Raw genomic sequence first — 17,242 nt, 5'->3', positions numbered from 1 at the left:
CAGAAAGGTAGCGCCATGACCACGGATTGGATTGCGGTGTCGAGCACCAAGGAGCTCGGCCGCCGCCGCAAGCTGCGCGTCGAAGTTGACGGTCTGGCCATCGCTCTGTTCGAGGCGGCGGGGCAGGTGTACGCCTTCGCCGACAGCTGCATCCACCAAGACCGCTCGCTGGCCAAGGGGACGCTGTTGCACGGCAAGGTGATCTGCCCGGGTCACCAGTGGCAGTTCGACCTGGAAACCGGATACGAGGAAAGCCAGGACCGTTGCCAACCCATCTATCCGGTCCGGGTCGAAGCCGGCACCGTCTACGTCAACCCGGGGACGAGCGCAGCGACAGCCGGGCGCGAACGAGAGGAAGCACAGGCATGACCAGCCGGACATTCGTCACTGTCGGGGCGGGGCAGACCGCCGCGGTGGCCGCCCGCACGCTACGCCGCCGCGGCTTCGACGGCCGCATCGTGCTGATCGGCGACGAGCCGCACGCGCCCTATCAGCGGCCACCGTTGTCGAAGGAATTCCTGTCCGGCGCAGACACCTCGGACTCGCTGGATATCCTGCCGCCTCAGTGGCGGGCCGACAACGGCATCGAGCTCGTGACAGGCACCGCGGTGGCCCGCGTAGATGCAGCCTCCGGCCGCGTCGAACTGGCGGGCGGACCGGCGATCGAGGCGGACGCGGTCCTGTTCGCCACCGGCGGGCGGCCCCGCCGACTGTCGGTGCCCGGACCCCGGCCCGACCTCGTGCACTATCTGCGCACGGTCGACGAGGCCGTGCGATTGCGGGCCGCCCTGGTTCCTGGGCGTCGGCTCGCGATCATCGGCGCCGGTTTTATCGGGCTCGAAATTGCCGCGACGGCAAGCACTCTGGGTGTCGACGTCACGGTGCTTGAGGCAGCCGCCGTGCCGCTTGCCGGTGTCGTCGGCCCGCGGGTGGGAGCCGAGATCGCCCGCGTCCACCGGGACCGCGGCGTGTCCGTCCGGGCGGGTGTGGCCGTTGACGCGCTGCACACCACCGCGGACGGCGTCGTCATCACATGCTCGGACGGCACGTCGGTGGACGCCGACGCCGTCGTGGTCGGTATCGGCATCGCGCCCAATACCGCCGTGGCCGCTGCCTCCGGTCTGGCAGTAGATCACGGCATCGTGGTGGACGCGCAAGGCCGGGCCTCGATTCCCAACGTCTACGCCGCGGGCGATGTCGCGAGCCGTTATTCGGCGCGCGCCGGGCGCCACGCGCGCCACGAGCATTTCGACAACGCCAACCGCCAGGGCGCCGCGGTCGCCAACGCGATGCTCGGCCGAGAGGCCGTCAACGACGACGCGCCGTGGTTCTGGTCCGATCAGTTCGACCACAACCTCCAATTGCTCGGTGCCGCAACCAGCGAGCTCGTTGTCCGTGGCGACGTCGACGCATTCGACTTCACCGCGTTCTACCTCGACGGTGACGTCCTGCGTGGCGTGTTCACGGTCGACCGCGGCGAAGACGTCATGGTCGGCCGAGAACTGTTGGGCCGCAGCATCGCGCGGGCGCTGCTGCAAGACGAGGACACCGACCTGTGGGAACTGGTGGACACCGAGGAGGTCGCGTCGTGACTCTCACGGGAGCCAACTTCATCGACAGCCAGTGGGTTCCTGCGGTCTCCGGCAACACCTTCGAGCGGCGCAACCCGGCTGATCCCGACGACGTGATCGGCAGCTTCCCGGCCTCCGACGGGACCGACGTGCGCACCGCGGTCGACGCCTTGGAGAAAGGCGCTGCCGAGTGGGCGGCGACCGCGCCAGAGCGGCGTGCCGCGATTCTGGAAGCTGCTGCCGCGCAATTGGAATCACGCACGGATTCGCTGGTCGCCGAGCTGGTTCGCGAAGAGGGCAAGACGACGGCCGAAGCCACCATGGAGGTCAGCCGGACGCCGGCGAACCTGCGCTTCTACGCCGGTGAAGCTACCCGCGCCACGGGAGCGACATACCCGGCCGCGGGCGAAGGCATGGTCTACACCATGCGTGAGCCGGTCGGCATCGTCGCGGCGATCACGCCATGGAACTTTCCGTTCAACATCCCGTCCCGCAAGATCGGACCCGCACTTGCAGCGGGAAACCCGGTGCTGTTCAAGCCATCCGAGATCACACCTCTGATGGGACAGCGCCTGGTCGAGGCACTGCTGCAGGGCGGGTTGCCACCCGGCGCGATCGCGCTCTTGCAGGGCGACGGCGTCGCGGGCGCAGCCGTCGTAGCCGAACCGCGGGTCGCGGCCGTGACGTTCACGGGCTCGACGGATGTGGGTCGGTCGATACACCGGCAGGTCGGCCCCGAACGGCGTGTGCAATTGGAGATGGGCGGCAAGAATCCCGTCGTGGTCGCCGAGGACGCCGACCTCGACGCGGCCGCCGCGCTCATCGTGAAGGGCGCGTTTGGGCTCAGCGGCCAGGCCTGCACCGGTACCAGCCGGGTCGTGGCGCTCGACGCGGTCCACGATGCGGTGCTCGACCGTGTGGTGGCCAGAGCGCAGGCACTGCGGGTCGGTCCGGGCGACGAGGCCGGCGTCAACATGGGGCCACTTGCCAACGCCGCTCAACTCGACAAGTTCCTGTACTACGTCCAAACCGGTATCGCCGAGGGCGCGAGCCTGCGCTGCGGCGGTACGACCGTGGGCGATCGCGGTCACTTCGTGCGTCCGGCCGTCTTCTCCGATGCGCTGCCCACCATGCGCATCGTGACCGAGGAGGTGTTCGGGCCGTTGATCGCCTTCCAGCGCGCTGCGTCCCTCGACGAGGCGATCGACCTGGCCAATGCGACCGAATACGGCCTGAGCGCGTCAATCGTGACGTCCGACCTCGCTGCCGCAAGTCGTTTCGCGCATCGATCGAGGACCGGCCTGGTCAAGATCAACCAGCCCACGACCGGCATGGCGATGAACGCGCCGTTCGGCGGGTACAAGGCATCGAGCACCCAGACGTACAAGGAGCAGGCGGGCGCCACGCTCATGGAGTTCTACACGCTCGAGAAGACCGTCTATCTCACCCCCGCCGTCTGATCAGGAGTAGCAATGGAATTCATGCGAGTCGCCCGGTCCGGGCAAGTGCCCGAAGGCATGGTGCGGCGATTCTTCGCAGGCGATCACGAGTTCGCGGTGGCACGTCTGAACGGCAAGGCCTACGCCACCTCCAACTACTGCACTCACCTGGACTGTCTGTTGTCCTCGGGGAAACTCGTCGACGACGGCATCGGATGCTCATGCCACGGCAGCGCATTCGATCTGGAAACCGGCGAGCCGATCTGTCCGCCCGCGACCGTCGCCATCAAGACCTATCCGGTCGAGGAACGCGACGGGGAGGTCTTCGTCGGCGTCGAACCGGGGGAGATGCCCGCCGGGCCGCGCCGCAGGCGCAAAGGCGCATGATGGCGGACCTCCAGCGGCCGGCTGCGCTGTCGGTGGGCGGTATGGTCAGCTCGAGTCATCCCGCGGCGAGCTTCGCCGGTGCCCGGGTGCTCGCCTCCGGCGGCAATGCCATCGATGCCACGCTCGCCATGGCGGCGACCACGTGGCTCGTGCTGCCGGGGCAATGCGGCATCGGCGGTGATGCATTCGCAATGGTGCGGGAACCCGACGGTCGGGTGTGGACCATCAACGGATCCGGATTCGGTCCCGACGGCGGCACCGCGCACTTCTACCGCGATCAAGGTCTGTCCTCGATACCGTTGCACGGGGCACTGGCCGTCGCGGTGCCCGGGGCGCCCGCCGCGTTGGCAGCGCTGCACGCGCACGGTGCAACCGTGGCGCTCGACGAGCTGTGGGAACCCGTGGCGCGGCTGGCCGAGACTGGCCTGCCGTGCTCGGCCAAGACCGCTGCCGATGTGCGGGAGACGCTGACCGCGATCCGGACGGACGCAGGCCTCGTGTCGATATACGCGCCCACCGGGGAACCGGCCCGGCTCGGGGATCGGCTCGGCCAACCCGATCTGGCGTGCACCATCCGCCGCCTCGCGAAGAACCCGCCCGACTTCTACACCGGTGACGTCGCCCAGCACGCGGTATCGATGCTGCGCGAGGCGGGTGCGCCGTTCAGCGGTGACGAATGGGCCGCCGGTGCCGTGCTCGACCCCGAACCCGCCATCACGGGCAGCTACGCGGGGGCGACCATCCACCAAACGCCGCTGCCGACCCCCGGCTGGATGGTGTTGCAGCAGGCGGCTCTGTGCGACGGCGTCGTCGGATTCGAGCCCTGGCTGGGCGCCGCGGGCATCGACCGGATGGCCCGCGCCGCGCGGCTCGCCTTCCAGGACCGATTCGCGCTGTGCGGAAGCGACACCTCCGGTGCGCGAGATGTCCTCGACCCCAAGCGAATCGAACGGCAACGTCGCGCGCTCGCCGCAGCGGCCGAAGACCGGCGCGCCTACGCCGTGAACGACGGCGACACCACGTGCACGGTCGCGGTGGATCACGAGGGCCGCGCGGTCACGTTCATCCACTCGCTCGGATTCACCTTCGGCGCGGCGCTCACCGTGCCCGGAACGGGTGTGGTGCTCAACAACCGGCTCGGCCGCGGGGCGTACCTGATCCCCGACCACCCCAACGAGGTGGCGCCGCGGCGCAAACCGCTGCACACGCTCAACGCGTGGATCGCCACCGACGAGGCGGGGGAGCTGCTCGCGCTCGGCAGCATCCCCGGCGGGGACGGCCAGGTGCAGTGGAACATGCAGCTGATCTCCCACCTGTTCGACCACGGGCTCGACCCGGCAGGCGCGGTGGAAGCACCCCGCTTCACGGTGTTCCCCGGTTCGGACGCAGACGTGGTCGGTGCGCCCGACGAGCTGCGGGTTGAAGCGAGGATCCCGGAGGACATTCGCGATCAGCTGCGTGCCGCGGGGCACCGCGTCGTCACGCAGTCTCCGTGGGGTGCAGGCGGCAGCGCCCAGGTGATCTGCCGCGACGAACGCGGTGTGCTCAGTGGCGCGGCGGATCCCCGTCAGGAGGGGGTGGCGATCGGTGTCGACTGACCGGGCCGCCGCACCGCAGCCGCAAGGCGACTACCGTCCCGCCGTAGAGCACGACGGAATCGTCTACACCGCGGGCATGACACCGCGCAGGGAGGGCGTTCTGGTGATGTCCGGGGTGGTCGGCGAATCAGTGTCTGCCGAGCAGGCATTCGTCGCTGCGGGAATCGCCGCGGACAACGCGCTGGCGGCGGTACGCGCGGTCGCGTCGGGAGCCATCGTCCGATGCCTGCGCATGACGGTGTACATCGCTTGTGCACCAACGTTTCACGACTTGTCTGCAGTGGCCGACGGAGCCTCGGCGGCGATCCGGTCGGCATGCGGCGAGGCTGCGCTGCCCGTACGGGCAGCGATCGGCGTCGGATGTCTGCCGTCCGGTGCGCCTGTCGAAATCGATTTGATCGCAGCGGTTTCGTGATATGTGTGGTGGTCATGGTGCACAGTGAAGCTCGCCCGCGAATGTGCGCAATTCGTGTTGTCCAGCAGCGCCAGGTGCATCAGAATCACGAGATCTGCTGAACATCACCGCTTTACGTGAGCCGCAGACAGCCTGATCAACCTGACCGAACGGAAGGTGAAGCCGTTGTCCGCAGCCCACTGGGTCTACCTGCTCGGCCTTGTTGTACTGATCGGCACGGTCGTCGCGAAGAAGAACGTCATCGCGCCGGCATTGATCGCCACGTTCCTCACCGGCTTCATCTACCAGGGTAGCTTCACCATGGGGCTTGGCGCGGTGTTCAACGCGTCGATCGCCGGAACACGGGAACTGCTACCGATTTTCATCATCATCGCACTCGTCACCGCGATGCTCGGGGCGATGCGTGCGCTGGGCGCCGACACCATCATGATCCGGCCGCTGAGTGGGCTGTTCCGCAACGGCCACATCTCGTATCTGGTGCTGGCGGTGGTGACTTTCCTGCTGTCGCTGGCGTTCTGGCCCACGCCCGTGCTACCGCTGATCGCCGCGATCCTGCTGCCCGCCGCGGTGCGCGCGGGCCTGCCGGCGCTCGGTGCGGCTCTGGCGATCGCGATTGCCGGGCAGGGCATGGCGCTGAGCTCTGACTACATCATGGGTGTGGCGCCTGCGCTGTCCGCCGAAGGCGCCGACGTGCCCGCCAGATTGATCGCGGACCGGGCCACGATCATCGCGTTGATCGCAGGCGCCGTGGCGTTGGCGCTGGCTTACCTGCGCGATGTGCGGACCAAGATGATCGACCCCGACCAGACGGCGGCCGTCACGCTGCCCATCGCCGAGGCCGGTGGCACCGTGCCCGAAACCGGCGGGGCCGAAACTGGCGGGGCCGGAGCCGGCCGAGCCACAACGGCCACCCTGGCCCCACCGGCGGTTACCCCCGCGCTCAAGCCGTCCCCGAAGGCGCTGATGGTCGCTGTCGCGGTGCCCGTGTTGTTCGCCGCGCTGCTCGTGTTTATGCTGCTGGGCCGGTTCACGACGATCGTGCCCGATATCGACGAGGGGCTGGGCGCGCCGCTCGTCGGCGGTACCGCGGCACTCACACTCGTGGCGATCTCGTTGCTGGCCAAACGGAAAGGCTGGCTCGACGACGTCGGCACCCACTTCACCGAGGGCGTGGCATTCTCGTTCCGCACCATGGGCATGGTGATCCCCGTCGCGGGATTCGTCTATGTCGGGCTCGCGGACTATTCGGCGGGCATCCTCGGGCTGCCCGAGGATGCGCACGCTCCGGCATTCCTGTTCGACGCCGTCGCCGCAGTGCAGCCCCACATTCCACACGTTCCGGTGTTCGCGTCGTTCGCGATGCTGCTCGTCGGCATGCTGATCGGTCTGGACGGAAACGGTTGGCCGGGGCTGCCGTTCACCGGCTCGCTGGCCGGCACCCTCGGTGACGGCACGGCGGATGTCGCGACGCTCGCCGCGATCGCACAGAACGGTGCCAGCTGGACCGGCGGCGGCACGCTGGTGATCTGGTCGTCGCTGATCGTCGTCGCCGGACTCACGGGTGTCTCGGTGGTCGAATTGGCCCGGCGGTTGTTCCTCCCAGTGGTCACCGGCCTCGTCGTGGCCACCGCGTTCGCGACGATGGTGCTGCTGTGACCGGCGTTGTCGAGATCGCCGATCTCGTCCGGTCCGGGGAACTGGCCGCGGCCACAGTGACCCAGGACGCGCTGGACCGCATCGAGCAACGCAACCGCGCGCTCGGTGCGTTCGTACACGTGGACGCCGAATACGCACTCGCGCGGGCGCATGCCGTGGACGAGATGGTGGCCCGTGGCGAAGATCCTGGCCCACTGGCCGGAGTCCCGTTGGGCGTCAAGGAACTTCACCCAGTGGCCGGCTGGCCGTTCGCGATGGGCAGCGCGCTCTACGCCGAGCGCTTCGCCGACCACACCTGCACGCTCGTGACGCGGGCCGTGGCGGCCGGCGCGGTCCCCGTGGGTCTGACGGCCTCACCGGAATTCGGGCGCGCGTCCTACACCGCATCGGAATTGCATGGCGTGACCCGCAATCCATGGAACCTCGCGCTGACCCCCGGCGGTTCCAGCGGCGGGTCGGCGGCTGCGGTCGCGGCCGGACTGGTGCCGATCGCGACCGGCACCGACGGTGCGGGCTCCCTGCGTATCCCGGCGTCCTACTGCGGCCTGGTGGGTTTCAAGACCACTTACGGTCTGGTGCCGCGCGGCCCGCGGCACCGAGGCGCGGCCGACAACGACCACTACGGCGCTCTGACCCGCACGGTCCGTGACACCGCGCGGTTCCTCGACTGCGTGTGCGGCATCGATCCGTTCGACCGGGCATCGCTGCCCGCACCGGCCAAGTTCGAAGAGTGCCTCGGCGCCGACCTGCGCGGATTGCGCGTCGCCTTCGCCGCCGATCTCGGCAACGCGCCGTGCGACCCACGTGTGGCAGAGGTCGTGGCGGCCGCGGCGGACAAGCTCGTCGCCGCCATCGGCGCCGTCGTCGTGCCCGCGGGCGTACGGGTCGACGAGCAGTGCGGTGCGGCCTACCGGACGCTCTCGGCGCCCGACGTCTACGCGCAGCTTCGGACGGCCCCGCGGGGGCGTCAACTACATTCCACGCTGCGTGGCTATCTGGATGCCGCGACGAGCGTGGACGCCGATGCCCTCGCTGATGCGCACGACACCAGGGCCCGGCTCGTGGCCACCTTCGCAGAGGCATTCGAACGCTTCGACTTGCTGCTGACCCCGGCAACCCAAGTGCCCGCATTCGCCGCAGAGGGGCCGATGCCGACCGAGGTCGCCGGACGCCCTGTCGACCATTGGGGTTCCATCGCTGTCACCTTCCCGTTCAATCTCACTGGGCAGCCGGCCATCTCGGTGCCCGCAGGTACGGTCGACGGGGTTCCGGTCGGGCTGCAGATCGTCGGAAGGCGGCACGCGGACTGCGTGGTACTCGCGGTTGCCGCAGCGATGGAAGACATCGCTCCCGCCTCCGCGCGCCCTGCCTAGATTCACCGCGATCCGATATGTAGGTCCTGAACCCACGCGCGCGCCAGGATGAGCCCGGCGTCGGCCGGGTGCCGACGGTCCGACTGGGAGGAGCGCACGGTGGCAGAGGGCACACCCGCAGACAACGCTGCGGTATCCGAGCGGGGATTGTTGGCCCGCATCGGATCCGATTGGTGGGCAACGATTCTCGGCCTCGCGGTGACCGCGCTCGCGGTTGCCGGGGTGCTGCCGAAGATCCCCTGGTGACCGGCATGAGCACCGTTGCCGATCGTGATCTCGCCGACGAGTCGGCGTCGGATTTCACCAGCACGCGTCCGCTGGATTACCTCCCCGGCCTGCTGCTGCTTGTCGCTGTGGGGGTGGCCGGCAAATACGCCGAGGTGGGCTGGCTGGCCTTGGCCAAACATCAGCACTGGCGGGTGCCCGACATCGAGTATGTCTTGTGGGCCATTCTCATCGGCCTCGTGATCGCCAACACCGTTGGGCTACATAGGATTTTCCGTCCCGGTGTACTGACCTACCAGTTCTGGCTGAAGGTCGGGATCGTGGCTCTCGGGTCCCGCTTCGTGCTCGGCGACGTGCTCAAGCTCGGCGCCACGAGCCTCGTGCAGATCCTGGTCGACATGACGGTGGCGGGCACCATCATCATCCTCGCCGCGCGCCTGTTCGGGCTGTCCGGCAAGCTCGGTTCCCTGCTGGCCATCGGTACCTCGATCTGCGGGGTGTCGGCCATCATCGCGTCCAAGGGCGCCATCCGGGCCCGCAATTCCGACGTCAGCTACGCGATCGCGGCGATCCTCGCGCTCGGTGCCGTGGCGTTGTTCACGCTGCCGCCATTGGGGCATGCGATCGGGCTCAGCGATCACGAGTTCGGCCTCTGGGCGGGCCTCGCGGTCGACAACACCGCCGAGACCACCGCCACCGGTTATCTCTTCTCCGATGAGGCGGGCAAGATCGCGGTGCTCGTCAAGTCCGTACGCAACGCCCTCATCGGTTTCGTCGTGCTCGGCTTCGCGCTGTACTGGGCATCCAAGGGGGAGGCCGACGAGTTGGCTCCCGGCGTGCGGGCCAAGGCCGCCTTCGTATGGGAGAAGTTCCCGAAGTTCGTCCTCGGCTTCCTCGCCGTGTCGGCGGTGGCGACGGCGGGCCTGCTGAGCAAGGGGCAGCTGACCAACGTCGGCAACATCTCCAAGTGGGCGTTCCTGCTGACCTTCGCCGGGGTGGGCCTGTCCACCGACATCCGTCAGATCGCACGCACCGGGTGGCGTCCGCTCGTCGTCGCCGTGATCGGGCTCGTGGTGGTCGCCATCGTTTCGCTCGCCCTGGTGCTGCTGACCTCGCGCGTGCTGCACTGGGGTGTGGGCGGCGCGTAGATTGAGCCAGTAGCGACTGTGGGCCGGACCTGCAGCGATTTGGCGCACTGCCCGAGCTCGCCTACTATGTAGGGGTTGTCTTGGGTAGACCCTGGCTGGTTGCTGTTCTGAGATCAGTCTGGCGTATCCATAGTCAACAAAGACCGCGCACGTCCAGGTCGGAATCTGGCGTGCATAAAAACCCAGGTCAGGAGATCGAGTGATTCAGCAGGAATCGCGGTTGAAGGTCGCCGACAACACGGGTGCCAAGGAGATCTTGTGCATCCGCGTGCTCGGTGGCTCGTCGCGACGCTATGCCGGCATCGGCGACATCATCGTGGCGACCGTCAAGGACGCCATCCCCGGCGGCAACGTCAAGCGTGGTGACGTCGTGAAGGCCGTCGTCGTGCGCACCGTCAAGGAACGTCGTCGCGCCGACGGCAGCTACATCAAGTTTGACGAGAACGCCGCAGTCATCATCAAGAACGACAACGACCCCCGCGGCACCCGCATCTTCGGGCCGGTCGGTCGCGAACTGCGCGAGAAGAAGTTCATGAAGATCGTCTCGCTGGCCCCGGAGGTTTTGTAAATGAAGGTCCACAAGGGCGACACCGTTCTGGTGGTCTCCGGTAAGGACAAGGGCGCCAAGGGCAAGGTCCTGGTCGCCTACCCGGAGCGCAACAAGGTCCTCGTCGAGGGCGTCAACCGGATCAAGAAGCACACCGCGCAGTCGCAGAACGAGCGTGGGGCCTCATCGGGCGGCATCGTCACTCAGGAGGCGCCGATCCACGTGTCCAACGTGATGGTGGTCGACTCCGACGGCAACCCGACCCGCATCGGCTACCGCGTCGATGAGGAGAGCGGCAAGAAGGTTCGCGTCTCCAAGCGCAACGGCAAGGACATCTGACTATGACCACCGCAGAGAAGACCCTTCCCCGGCTCAAGCAGCGCTACCGCGACGAAATCCGCGAGTCGCTGCAGCAGCAGTTCGAGTACGGCAACGTCATGCAGATCCCCGGCGTGGTCAAGGTCGTCGTCAACATGGGTGTCGGTGACGCCGCCCGCGACGCCAAGCTGATCAACGGCGCGGTCAACGACCTGGCCCTGATCACCGGTCAGAAGCCCGAGATCCGCAAGGCTCGTAAGTCCATCGCCCAGTTCAAGCTCCGCGAGGGCATGCCCATCGGTGCCCGCGTCACGCTGCGCGGCGACCGCATGTGGGAGTTCCTGGACCGACTGATCTCCATCGCGCTGCCCCGTATCCGCGACTTCCGCGGCCTGTCGGCCAAGCAGTTCGACGGCACCGGCAACTACACCTTCGGTCTGAACGAGCAGTCGATGTTCCACGAGATCGACGTGGATTCCATCGACCGGCCCCGCGGCATGGACATCACCGTCGTCACCTCGGCGACCAACGACGACGAAGGCCGTGCGCTGCTGCGGGCGCTGGGCTTCCCCTTCAAGGAGAACTGAGCACATGGCAAAGAAGGCTCTGGTCCACAAGGCCAACAAGAAGCCCAAGTTCGCGGTCCGCGCATACACGCGCTGCCAGCGGTGCGGTCGTCCGCACGCGGTTTTCCGCAAGTTCGGGCTGTGCCGTATCTGCCTGCGCGAGATGGCACATGCGGGCGAGCTGCCCGGCGTGCAGAAGTCCAGCTGGTAACAACGCACTGACGGCAGCACCCCGTGACCCGGCCATCCGGGACCCGCGGGGTGCTGCTGGTGTTCGGGGCCCAGTCGGCGAGCTCGTCTCGCAGATTTGGCTCTGAGCTGCCGGTTGTCTACACTTGACCGGTTGCCTGTGGCTCTTTGCCCAGGCGAGTCGGTATGTGCCGCCCACAGGTGTCACTGCTGACGTACGACCCCTGACCGAACCCGGTCAGATACGGATGAACACTTCGCAGTAGGCCCACCGTGCGATGTGCCAGGCCCCTTACGGGAACCGGTGCGAGCGCGCTGTATGGGAACCGCAGCGGGAGAGGTTGATTGACGCTGTCATGACAATGACGGATCCGATCGCAGACTTCCTGACACGTCTGCGCAACGCCAACTCGGCGTACCACGATGAGGTGACCCTGCCCCACTCGAAGATCAAGGCGAACATCGCCGAGATCCTCAAGAAAGAGGGCTACATCTCCGATTACCGCACTGAGGACGCCCGCGTCGGCAAGTCCCTGGTGGTGCAGCTCAAGTACGGCCCCAGCCGTGAGCGCAGCATCGCCGGCCTGCGTCGCGTGAGCAAGCCCGGTCTGCGGGTTTACGCAAAATCCACCAATTTGCCGCGCGTTCTCGGTGGCCTGGGTGTGGCGATCATCTCCACGTCCTCGGGCCTGCTCACCGACCGCCAGGCATCTCGACAGGGCGTGGGCGGCGAAGTCCTCGCTTACGTCTGGTAGGGGGAAGCAGATATGTCGCGTATTGGAAAGCAGCCGGTTCCGGTTCCCGCCGGAGTCGACGTGACCATCGACGGTCAGAACGTTTCGGTGAAGGGGCCCAAGGGCACCCTGGTGCTCGATGTCGCCGAGCCGATTGCCGTGTCGCGCAACGATGACGGCGCGATCGTGGTGGCCCGTCCCGACGACGAGCGGCGCAACCGCTCGCTGCACGGACTGTCTCGCACCCTGATCGCCAACCTGGTCACCGGTGTGACCGAGGGCTACACCCGCAAGATGGAGATCTTCGGCGTCGGTTACCGCGTTGTGGCCAAGGGCTCGAACCTGGAGTTCGCGCTGGGCTACAGCCACCCGGTTCTGATCGAGGCTCCCGAGGGCATCACCTTCGCGGTGGAGACGCCCACGAAGTTCTCGGTGTCGGGTATCGACAAGCAGAAGGTCGGCCAGATCTCCGCTGTCATCCGTCGCCTGCGTCGCCCGGACCCGTACAAGGGCAAGGGCATTCGCTACGAGGGTGAGCAGATCCGCCGCAAGGTCGGAAAGACAGGTAAGTAACCATGGCTCCCAAAACTGTTACTGCAGAAAACGCCAAGCGTAAGCCGGTGGGCCAGAACATCTCTGAGACCCGTCGCAACTCTCGTCTGCGCCGCCACGCCCGGCTGCGCAAGAAGGTCGCCGGCACCGCCCAGACCCCGCGTCTGGTGGTCAACCGGTCGGCCCGGCACATCCATGTCCAGCTCGTCGACGATCTGGAAGGCGTCACCCTGGCGGCGGCCTCGTCGATCGAGCCCGACGTCCGCGCGGTGGACGGCGACAAGAAGGCACACAGCGTCCGTGTCGGTCAGCTGATCGCCGAGCGCGCCAAGGCCGCCGGCATCGAGGCCGTCGTGTTCGACCGTGGTGGCTACACCTACGGCGGCCGCATCGCCGCGTTGGCCGACGCCGCGCGAGAGGGTGGGCTGAAATTCTGATGACTGTTAACGAGAGGACTGCATAATGGCCGAGCAGGCTAGCGCCGGTTCGGCGCAGGACAACCGTGGCGGTCGTGGTGACCGCGACGGCCGGGGCCGCCGCGATGACCGTGGTGGCCGTGGCCGCGGCGACGACCGTGGTGAGAAGAGCAACTACATCGAGCGCGTGGTCACCATCAACCGCGTGTCCAAGGTGGTCAAGGGTGGCCGTCGGTTCAGCTTCACCGCTCTGGTGATCGTCGGCGACGGTCACGGCATGGTGGGTGTGGGCTACGGCAAGGCCAAGGAAGTTCCGGCCGCCATCGCCAAGGGTGTCGAGGAAGCGCGCAAGGGCTTCTTCAGGGTTCCGCTGATCGGCGGCACCGTGACCCACCCGGTGCAGGGTGAGGCCGCAGCCGGTGTGGTGATGCTGCGCCCCGCAAGCCCCGGTACCGGTGTCATCGCCGGTGGCGCGTGCCGCGCGGTGCTGGAATGCGCTGGGGTGCACGACGTCCTGGCCAAGTCGCTGGGTAGCGACAACGCGATCAACGTGGTGCACGCCACCGTTGCCGCGCTGAAGCTGCTGCAGCGTCCGGAAGAGGTGGCGGCCCGTCGCGGTCTGCCCATCGAGGATGTTGCGCCGGCCGGCATGCTGCGGGCCCGACGCGAGAGCGAAGCGCTGGCTGCTGCAGCCGCGCGTGAGGGATCGGCATAACCATGGCAGAGCTCAAGATCACCCAGGTGCGCGGGATCATCGGCGCACGCTGGAAGCAGCGCGAAAGCCTGCGGACCCTGGGACTGAAGAAGATCCGTCAGTCCGTGGTTCGTGAGGACAACGCCCAGACCCGCGGTCTGATCAATGTTGTGCATCACCTCGTCGAGGTGGAGGAAGTCAAATGAGCGTTATCAAGCTTCATGACCTGAAGCCGGCTGCGGGCTCGAAGACCGCCAAGACCCGCGTTGGTCGTGGTGAGGGCTCCAAGGGTAAGACCGCCGGTCGCGGTACCAAGGGCACCAAGGCCCGCAAGAACGTCCCGGTGACGTTCGAGGGTGGCCAGATGCCGATCCACATGCGGTTGCCGAAGCTCAAGGGCTTCAAGAACCGCTTCCGGACCGAGTATGAGGTCGTCAACGTCGGCGACATCAGCAAGGCTTTCCCGCAGGGCGGCACCGTCGGTGTCGACGAGCTGGTGGCCAAGGGCCTGGTTCGCAAGAACAGCCTGGTCAAGGTTCTCGGCGACGGCAAGCTGGCCGTCAAGGTCGACGTCACCGCCAACAAGTTCAGCGGCAGCGCCCGTGAGGCCATCACCGCTGCAGGCGGTTCGGCCACCGAGCTGTAAGTTTCGACGTGCAAAGGGCCCTCGCTTCGGCGAGGGCCCTTTTCCGTTGCCGCCCCATCCTCGATTGTGAATCGTCTGCGAGATCCCACGCGATTTCTCGCAGAGGTTTCACGCTCGCGGTGAGTTCGTATTGAATACGGATACGAGCGGGACGGGAGGCGCGGCTGTGGATGCCGATGTGATCGTGGTGGGCGGGGGACTGGCCGGGCTGGTCGCCACCCGTGAATTGACCCGGCGCGGAAAGAAAGTCGCCGTCGTCGATCAGGAGAACGCGGCCAACCTCGGCGGCCAGGCATTCTGGTCGTTCGGCGGGATCTTTCTCGTCGGCAGCCCCGAACAACGCCGCCTGGGGATCAAGGATTCGCTCGAGCTCGCGTGGAACGACTGGCAGGGCAGCGCCGCGTTCGACCGGGTCGACGACGAAGACGCCTGGGCCGCCCAGTGGGCCCGCGCCTACGTGGAGTTCGCCGCCGGCGAGAAACGCGCGTACCTCTCCGAGCACGGCATCACCTTCGTGCCGACCGTGGGCTGGGCCGAACGTGGCGACCTGCGCGCCGACGGTCACGGCAACTCGGTGCCCCGGTTTCACGTCGCCTGGGGTACAGGCACGGGAATCGTTGAGCCCTTTGTGAATTCGGCACTCGCCGCGGCGACTGACGGGCTGGTCACCTTCCATCACCGGCACCGCGTCGACGAGCTGGTGTTCACCGATGGTGCCGTCACCGGCGTCCGCGGCGTGGTGCTGGCCCCCGACGACGCACCGCGCGGTGCGCCGTCCAACCGCGACGTTGTCGGAGATTTCGAACTGAGCGCGCAGGCCGTCGTCGTCGCCTCGGGCGGGATCGGCGCCAACCATGAAATGGTGCGGCGCTATTGGCCGTCCCGCATGGGCACGCCCCCGCGGTCGATGATCACCGGTGTGCCCGCCTACGTGGACGGTCGCATGCTCGACATCGCTGCCGACGCCGGTGTGCGCCTGGTCAACCGGGACCGCATGTGGCATTACACAGAAGGCATCCAGAACTGGAATCCGATCTGGCCCGACCACGCGATCCGGATCCTGCCCGGACCGTCATCGATGTGGTTCGACGCGATCGGCCGTCGGCTGCCCGCGCCGTATCTGCCCGGCTACGACACCCTGGGCACCTTGCGTCATCTCCGCACCGATCCCGATATCGCGGGGCACGACCATTCCTGGTTCATCCTGACCCAGAAGATCATCGAGAAAGAGTTCGCGCTCTCGGGGTCGGAGCAGAATCCTGACATCACTGGCAAGAACCGGTCTGCGATGCTGCGTGAGCGGCTGCTGAGTCGCTCGGCGCCGGGCCCGGTCGAGGCGTTCAAACGCCACGGTGCCGACTTCGTCGTCGCCGACGATCTCGAATCGCTTGTCGCCAAGATGAACGCGCTCACCGACGCGCCGCTGCTGGACGCGAAAGCCATCCGGGCGCAGATCGAGTCGCGTGACCTGCAATTCGCCAACCCGTTCGCCAAAGATGCTCAGGTGCAAGGCATCCGCAACGCACGGCGCTACCTCGGCGACCGCCTGGCCCGGGTCGCCGCGCCACACCGCATCCTCGATCAGTCCGCGGGCCCGCTGATCGGCGTCAAACTGCACATCCTGACTCGAAAGACGTTGGGCGGCATTCAGACTGATCTGTCGTCGCGTGCATTCCGGACCGACGGTCAGGCCATCGCCGGGCTGTATGCCGCGGGCGAGGCCGCCGGGTTCGGTGGCGGCGGCGTGCATGGTTACAACGCGCTCGAGGGCACGTTCCTGGGTGGGTGCATCTTCTCCGGGCGTGCCGCCGGGCAGGCGGCGGCCGAAGCCCTCTAGCTGAGGTGCGGAATGACCTCGGCGGCCAGGCGTTCCATCTGCTCACGATCCTCGGCGACGTTCGCGCCGGCCGGGTTGAGCACGACCATCTGGGCACCCGCGTCCGCCACCTCCTGCAGCCCGCGCACCACGTCGGCAGGCGTGCCCGACACCGGGACCGCCTCGATGCCGGGCATCTGACCGTAGATCCGGTGCAGCCCGTCGAGAACCCGTTCACGTGCGCGGGCGGGGTCGTCGTCGATCATGAGATAGACCCGCTTGCCGATGGTGTAGCCGGCGGGATCCTTGCCCTGCTCGTCGAGTTCCCGGCGCACCGTCTGCACCGCCTCGGCGAATGTGGCGGTGGTCGACGACCCTGCTCCGAGGAACGAGTCCCCGTACCGGACCGCGCGGGCGAGCGCATTGGGCGCGGTGCCACCGAACCAGATCGGCGGATGCGGGCGTTGCACGGGCTTCGGCTGGATCGGCAGGTCCTCCACGTCGCGGAATTGGCCGTGGAACGTGATGCGCGGCTCGTCGGACCAGGCCGCCTTCATCAGCTCCAAGCCCTCGTTGAAGTAACTGACGAACGTGGCGCGGTCCACGCCGAACGCGGCGAACGGCCGGAAATTGCCGCCGTGCCCGACTCCGACGTCGAGGCGCCCGTGGCTGAGCTGGTCGACGGCCGTGATGGCCGACGCGAGTTGCAGCGGATCGTGCAGGGACGTGATGAGCACCGCGACGCCCAGCCGAAGCCGCGTGGTGCAGGCCGCCGCGTAGGACAACAGCTCTAGTGGCGCGACGCCCGGGGCCTCGCCGATCGTCTGCTCCATGGTCCAGCCGCCCTCGAACCCCAACTCTTCGGCGCGGGCCAGGTAGGCCTTCAGACCCTCATCGTCGAATCGACCGGTCACCAGCTGCGGTATCGAAATCGAGAATCTCACCCACACCA

22 protein-coding genes are annotated in these 17,242 nt (G+C 67.4%); 21 read left to right on the top strand and 1 reads right to left on the bottom strand.

Annotated elements, in window-relative coordinates; translation table 11 throughout:
- Positions 1 to 15 precede the first annotated feature (15 nt).
- From A5784_RS17230 to A5784_RS17130, 21 genes are all read left to right on the top strand, one after another.
- Entirely contained in the window at positions 16 to 369 is a 354-nt protein-coding gene (locus tag A5784_RS17230; RefSeq protein WP_064946118.1) for a Rieske (2Fe-2S) protein, read from the top strand.
- The gene (locus A5784_RS17225) at positions 366 to 1,592 is read left to right on the top strand and encodes an NAD(P)/FAD-dependent oxidoreductase (protein ID WP_064946117.1); all 1,227 of its coding nucleotides are present in this window, start codon (positions 366 to 368) and stop codon (positions 1,590 to 1,592) included. The genes A5784_RS17230 and A5784_RS17225 overlap by 4 nt, the downstream gene beginning before the upstream one ends.
- Complete coding sequence (locus A5784_RS17220) at positions 1,589 to 3,031, top strand: aldehyde dehydrogenase family protein (protein ID WP_064946116.1); 1,443 nt, start codon at positions 1,589 to 1,591, stop codon at positions 3,029 to 3,031. The genes A5784_RS17225 and A5784_RS17220 overlap by 4 nt, the downstream gene beginning before the upstream one ends.
- Before the next feature lie 12 nt (positions 3,032 to 3,043).
- Positions 3,044 to 3,397: a Rieske (2Fe-2S) protein gene (locus tag A5784_RS17215; protein ID WP_064946115.1), complete on the top strand. Its 354-nt coding sequence runs from the start codon at positions 3,044 to 3,046 to the stop codon at positions 3,395 to 3,397.
- Positions 3,397 to 4,995 carry a gamma-glutamyltransferase family protein gene (locus tag A5784_RS17210; RefSeq protein WP_064946114.1) on the top strand — a complete coding sequence of 533 codons (1,599 nt, stop codon included), beginning with the start codon at positions 3,397 to 3,399 and terminating at the stop codon, positions 4,993 to 4,995. Before A5784_RS17215 ends, A5784_RS17210 begins: the two co-directional genes overlap by 1 nt.
- Positions 4,985 to 5,410, top strand: a complete 426-nt coding sequence (locus A5784_RS17205; protein WP_064946113.1) for a RidA family protein — start codon at positions 4,985 to 4,987, stop codon at positions 5,408 to 5,410. The genes A5784_RS17210 and A5784_RS17205 overlap by 11 nt, the downstream gene beginning before the upstream one ends.
- Before the next feature lie 165 nt (positions 5,411 to 5,575).
- Positions 5,576 to 7,066, top strand: a complete 1,491-nt coding sequence (locus A5784_RS17200) for a hypothetical protein (protein WP_064946212.1) — start codon at positions 5,576 to 5,578, stop codon at positions 7,064 to 7,066.
- Positions 7,063 to 8,439: an amidase gene (locus A5784_RS17195; protein WP_064946112.1), complete on the top strand. Its 1,377-nt coding sequence runs from the start codon at positions 7,063 to 7,065 to the stop codon at positions 8,437 to 8,439. The genes A5784_RS17200 and A5784_RS17195 overlap by 4 nt, the downstream gene beginning before the upstream one ends.
- Before the next feature lie 99 nt (positions 8,440 to 8,538).
- Positions 8,539 to 8,685, top strand: coding sequence for a hypothetical protein (locus tag A5784_RS38815; RefSeq protein ID WP_197514778.1), 147 nt, complete (start codon positions 8,539 to 8,541; stop codon positions 8,683 to 8,685).
- A 5-nt stretch (positions 8,686 to 8,690) separates the two neighbouring features.
- Complete coding sequence (locus A5784_RS17185) at positions 8,691 to 9,812, top strand: YeiH family protein (RefSeq protein ID WP_064946211.1); 1,122 nt, start codon at positions 8,691 to 8,693, stop codon at positions 9,810 to 9,812.
- 199 nt (positions 9,813 to 10,011) lie between these two features.
- Positions 10,012 to 10,380 carry a 50S ribosomal protein L14 gene (gene rplN, locus A5784_RS17180; protein WP_018601827.1) on the top strand — a complete coding sequence of 123 codons (369 nt, stop codon included), beginning with the start codon at positions 10,012 to 10,014 and terminating at the stop codon, positions 10,378 to 10,380.
- Positions 10,381 to 10,698 carry a 50S ribosomal protein L24 gene (rplX, locus tag A5784_RS17175; protein ID WP_029369081.1) on the top strand — a complete coding sequence of 106 codons (318 nt, stop codon included), beginning with the start codon at positions 10,381 to 10,383 and terminating at the stop codon, positions 10,696 to 10,698.
- 2 nt (positions 10,699 to 10,700) lie between these two features.
- Positions 10,701 to 11,264: a 50S ribosomal protein L5 gene (gene rplE, locus A5784_RS17170; RefSeq protein ID WP_062827997.1), complete on the top strand. Its 564-nt coding sequence runs from the start codon at positions 10,701 to 10,703 to the stop codon at positions 11,262 to 11,264.
- A gap of 4 nt (positions 11,265 to 11,268) precedes the next feature.
- Positions 11,269 to 11,454, top strand: a complete 186-nt coding sequence (locus A5784_RS17165) for a type Z 30S ribosomal protein S14 (RefSeq protein ID WP_064946110.1) — start codon at positions 11,269 to 11,271, stop codon at positions 11,452 to 11,454.
- Positions 11,455 to 11,788: 334 nt separating this feature from the next.
- A complete protein-coding gene (gene rpsH / locus A5784_RS17160; RefSeq protein WP_029369016.1) occupies positions 11,789 to 12,187 on the top strand; it encodes a 30S ribosomal protein S8 in 399 nt (132 codons plus the stop codon).
- A 12-nt stretch (positions 12,188 to 12,199) separates the two neighbouring features.
- Positions 12,200 to 12,739, top strand: a complete 540-nt coding sequence (rplF, locus tag A5784_RS17155) for a 50S ribosomal protein L6 (protein ID WP_064946109.1) — start codon at positions 12,200 to 12,202, stop codon at positions 12,737 to 12,739.
- Between the two features lie 2 nt (positions 12,740 to 12,741).
- A complete protein-coding gene (rplR, locus tag A5784_RS17150) occupies positions 12,742 to 13,155 on the top strand; it encodes a 50S ribosomal protein L18 (RefSeq protein ID WP_064946108.1) in 414 nt (137 codons plus the stop codon).
- A 25-nt stretch (positions 13,156 to 13,180) separates the two neighbouring features.
- Positions 13,181 to 13,849: a 30S ribosomal protein S5 gene (rpsE, locus tag A5784_RS17145; RefSeq protein ID WP_064946107.1), complete on the top strand. Its 669-nt coding sequence runs from the start codon at positions 13,181 to 13,183 to the stop codon at positions 13,847 to 13,849.
- A gap of 2 nt (positions 13,850 to 13,851) precedes the next feature.
- On the top strand, positions 13,852 to 14,034 hold the full coding sequence (gene rpmD, locus A5784_RS17140) for a 50S ribosomal protein L30 (RefSeq protein ID WP_018601819.1): 183 nt from the start codon (positions 13,852 to 13,854) through the stop codon (positions 14,032 to 14,034).
- Positions 14,031 to 14,474 (top strand): 50S ribosomal protein L15, encoded by a 444-nt coding sequence (gene rplO, locus A5784_RS17135; RefSeq protein WP_064946106.1) that lies wholly within the window; start codon positions 14,031 to 14,033, stop codon positions 14,472 to 14,474. Before rpmD ends, rplO begins: the two co-directional genes overlap by 4 nt.
- 166 nt (positions 14,475 to 14,640) lie before the next feature.
- Positions 14,641 to 16,311, top strand: coding sequence for an FAD-binding dehydrogenase (locus tag A5784_RS17130; protein ID WP_064946105.1), 1,671 nt, complete (start codon positions 14,641 to 14,643; stop codon positions 16,309 to 16,311).
- Here A5784_RS17130 and A5784_RS17125 read toward each other — a convergent pair.
- Positions 16,308 to 17,234: an LLM class flavin-dependent oxidoreductase gene (locus A5784_RS17125; RefSeq protein WP_064946210.1), complete on the bottom strand. Its 927-nt coding sequence runs from the start codon at positions 17,232 to 17,234 to the stop codon at positions 16,308 to 16,310. The genes A5784_RS17130 and A5784_RS17125 overlap by 4 nt on opposite strands.
- Positions 17,235 to 17,242: the final 8 nt, after the last annotated feature.

The sequence above is a fragment of the Mycobacterium sp. 852013-50091_SCH5140682 genome, from assembly GCF_001665685.1.
In the GTDB taxonomy this organism is placed as follows: domain Bacteria; phylum Actinomycetota; class Actinomycetes; order Mycobacteriales; family Mycobacteriaceae; genus Mycobacterium.
This window is presented reverse-complemented; position numbering and strand designations above follow the sequence as displayed.

Coding starts and splice junctions, on each gene's coding strand:
- A5784_RS17230 (WP_064946118.1), top strand. CDS start 16: ATGACCACGGATTGGATTGCGGTGTCGAGCACCAAGGAGCTCGGCCGC.
- A5784_RS17225 (WP_064946117.1), top strand. CDS start 366: ATGACCAGCCGGACATTCGTCACTGTCGGGGCGGGGCAGACCGCCGCG.
- A5784_RS17215 (WP_064946115.1), top strand. CDS start 3,044: ATGGAATTCATGCGAGTCGCCCGGTCCGGGCAAGTGCCCGAAGGCATG.
- A5784_RS17210 (WP_064946114.1), top strand. CDS start 3,397: ATGGCGGACCTCCAGCGGCCGGCTGCGCTGTCGGTGGGCGGTATGGTC.
- A5784_RS17185 (WP_064946211.1), top strand. CDS start 8,691: ATGAGCACCGTTGCCGATCGTGATCTCGCCGACGAGTCGGCGTCGGAT.
- rplX (WP_029369081.1), top strand. CDS start 10,381: ATGAAGGTCCACAAGGGCGACACCGTTCTGGTGGTCTCCGGTAAGGAC.
- rplE (WP_062827997.1), top strand. CDS start 10,701: ATGACCACCGCAGAGAAGACCCTTCCCCGGCTCAAGCAGCGCTACCGC.
- A5784_RS17165 (WP_064946110.1), top strand. CDS start 11,269: ATGGCAAAGAAGGCTCTGGTCCACAAGGCCAACAAGAAGCCCAAGTTC.
- rpsH (WP_029369016.1), top strand. CDS start 11,789: ATGACAATGACGGATCCGATCGCAGACTTCCTGACACGTCTGCGCAAC.
- rplF (WP_064946109.1), top strand. CDS start 12,200: ATGTCGCGTATTGGAAAGCAGCCGGTTCCGGTTCCCGCCGGAGTCGAC.
- rplR (WP_064946108.1), top strand. CDS start 12,742: ATGGCTCCCAAAACTGTTACTGCAGAAAACGCCAAGCGTAAGCCGGTG.
- rpsE (WP_064946107.1), top strand. CDS start 13,181: ATGGCCGAGCAGGCTAGCGCCGGTTCGGCGCAGGACAACCGTGGCGGT.
- rpmD (WP_018601819.1), top strand. CDS start 13,852: ATGGCAGAGCTCAAGATCACCCAGGTGCGCGGGATCATCGGCGCACGC.
- rplO (WP_064946106.1), top strand. CDS start 14,031: ATGAGCGTTATCAAGCTTCATGACCTGAAGCCGGCTGCGGGCTCGAAG.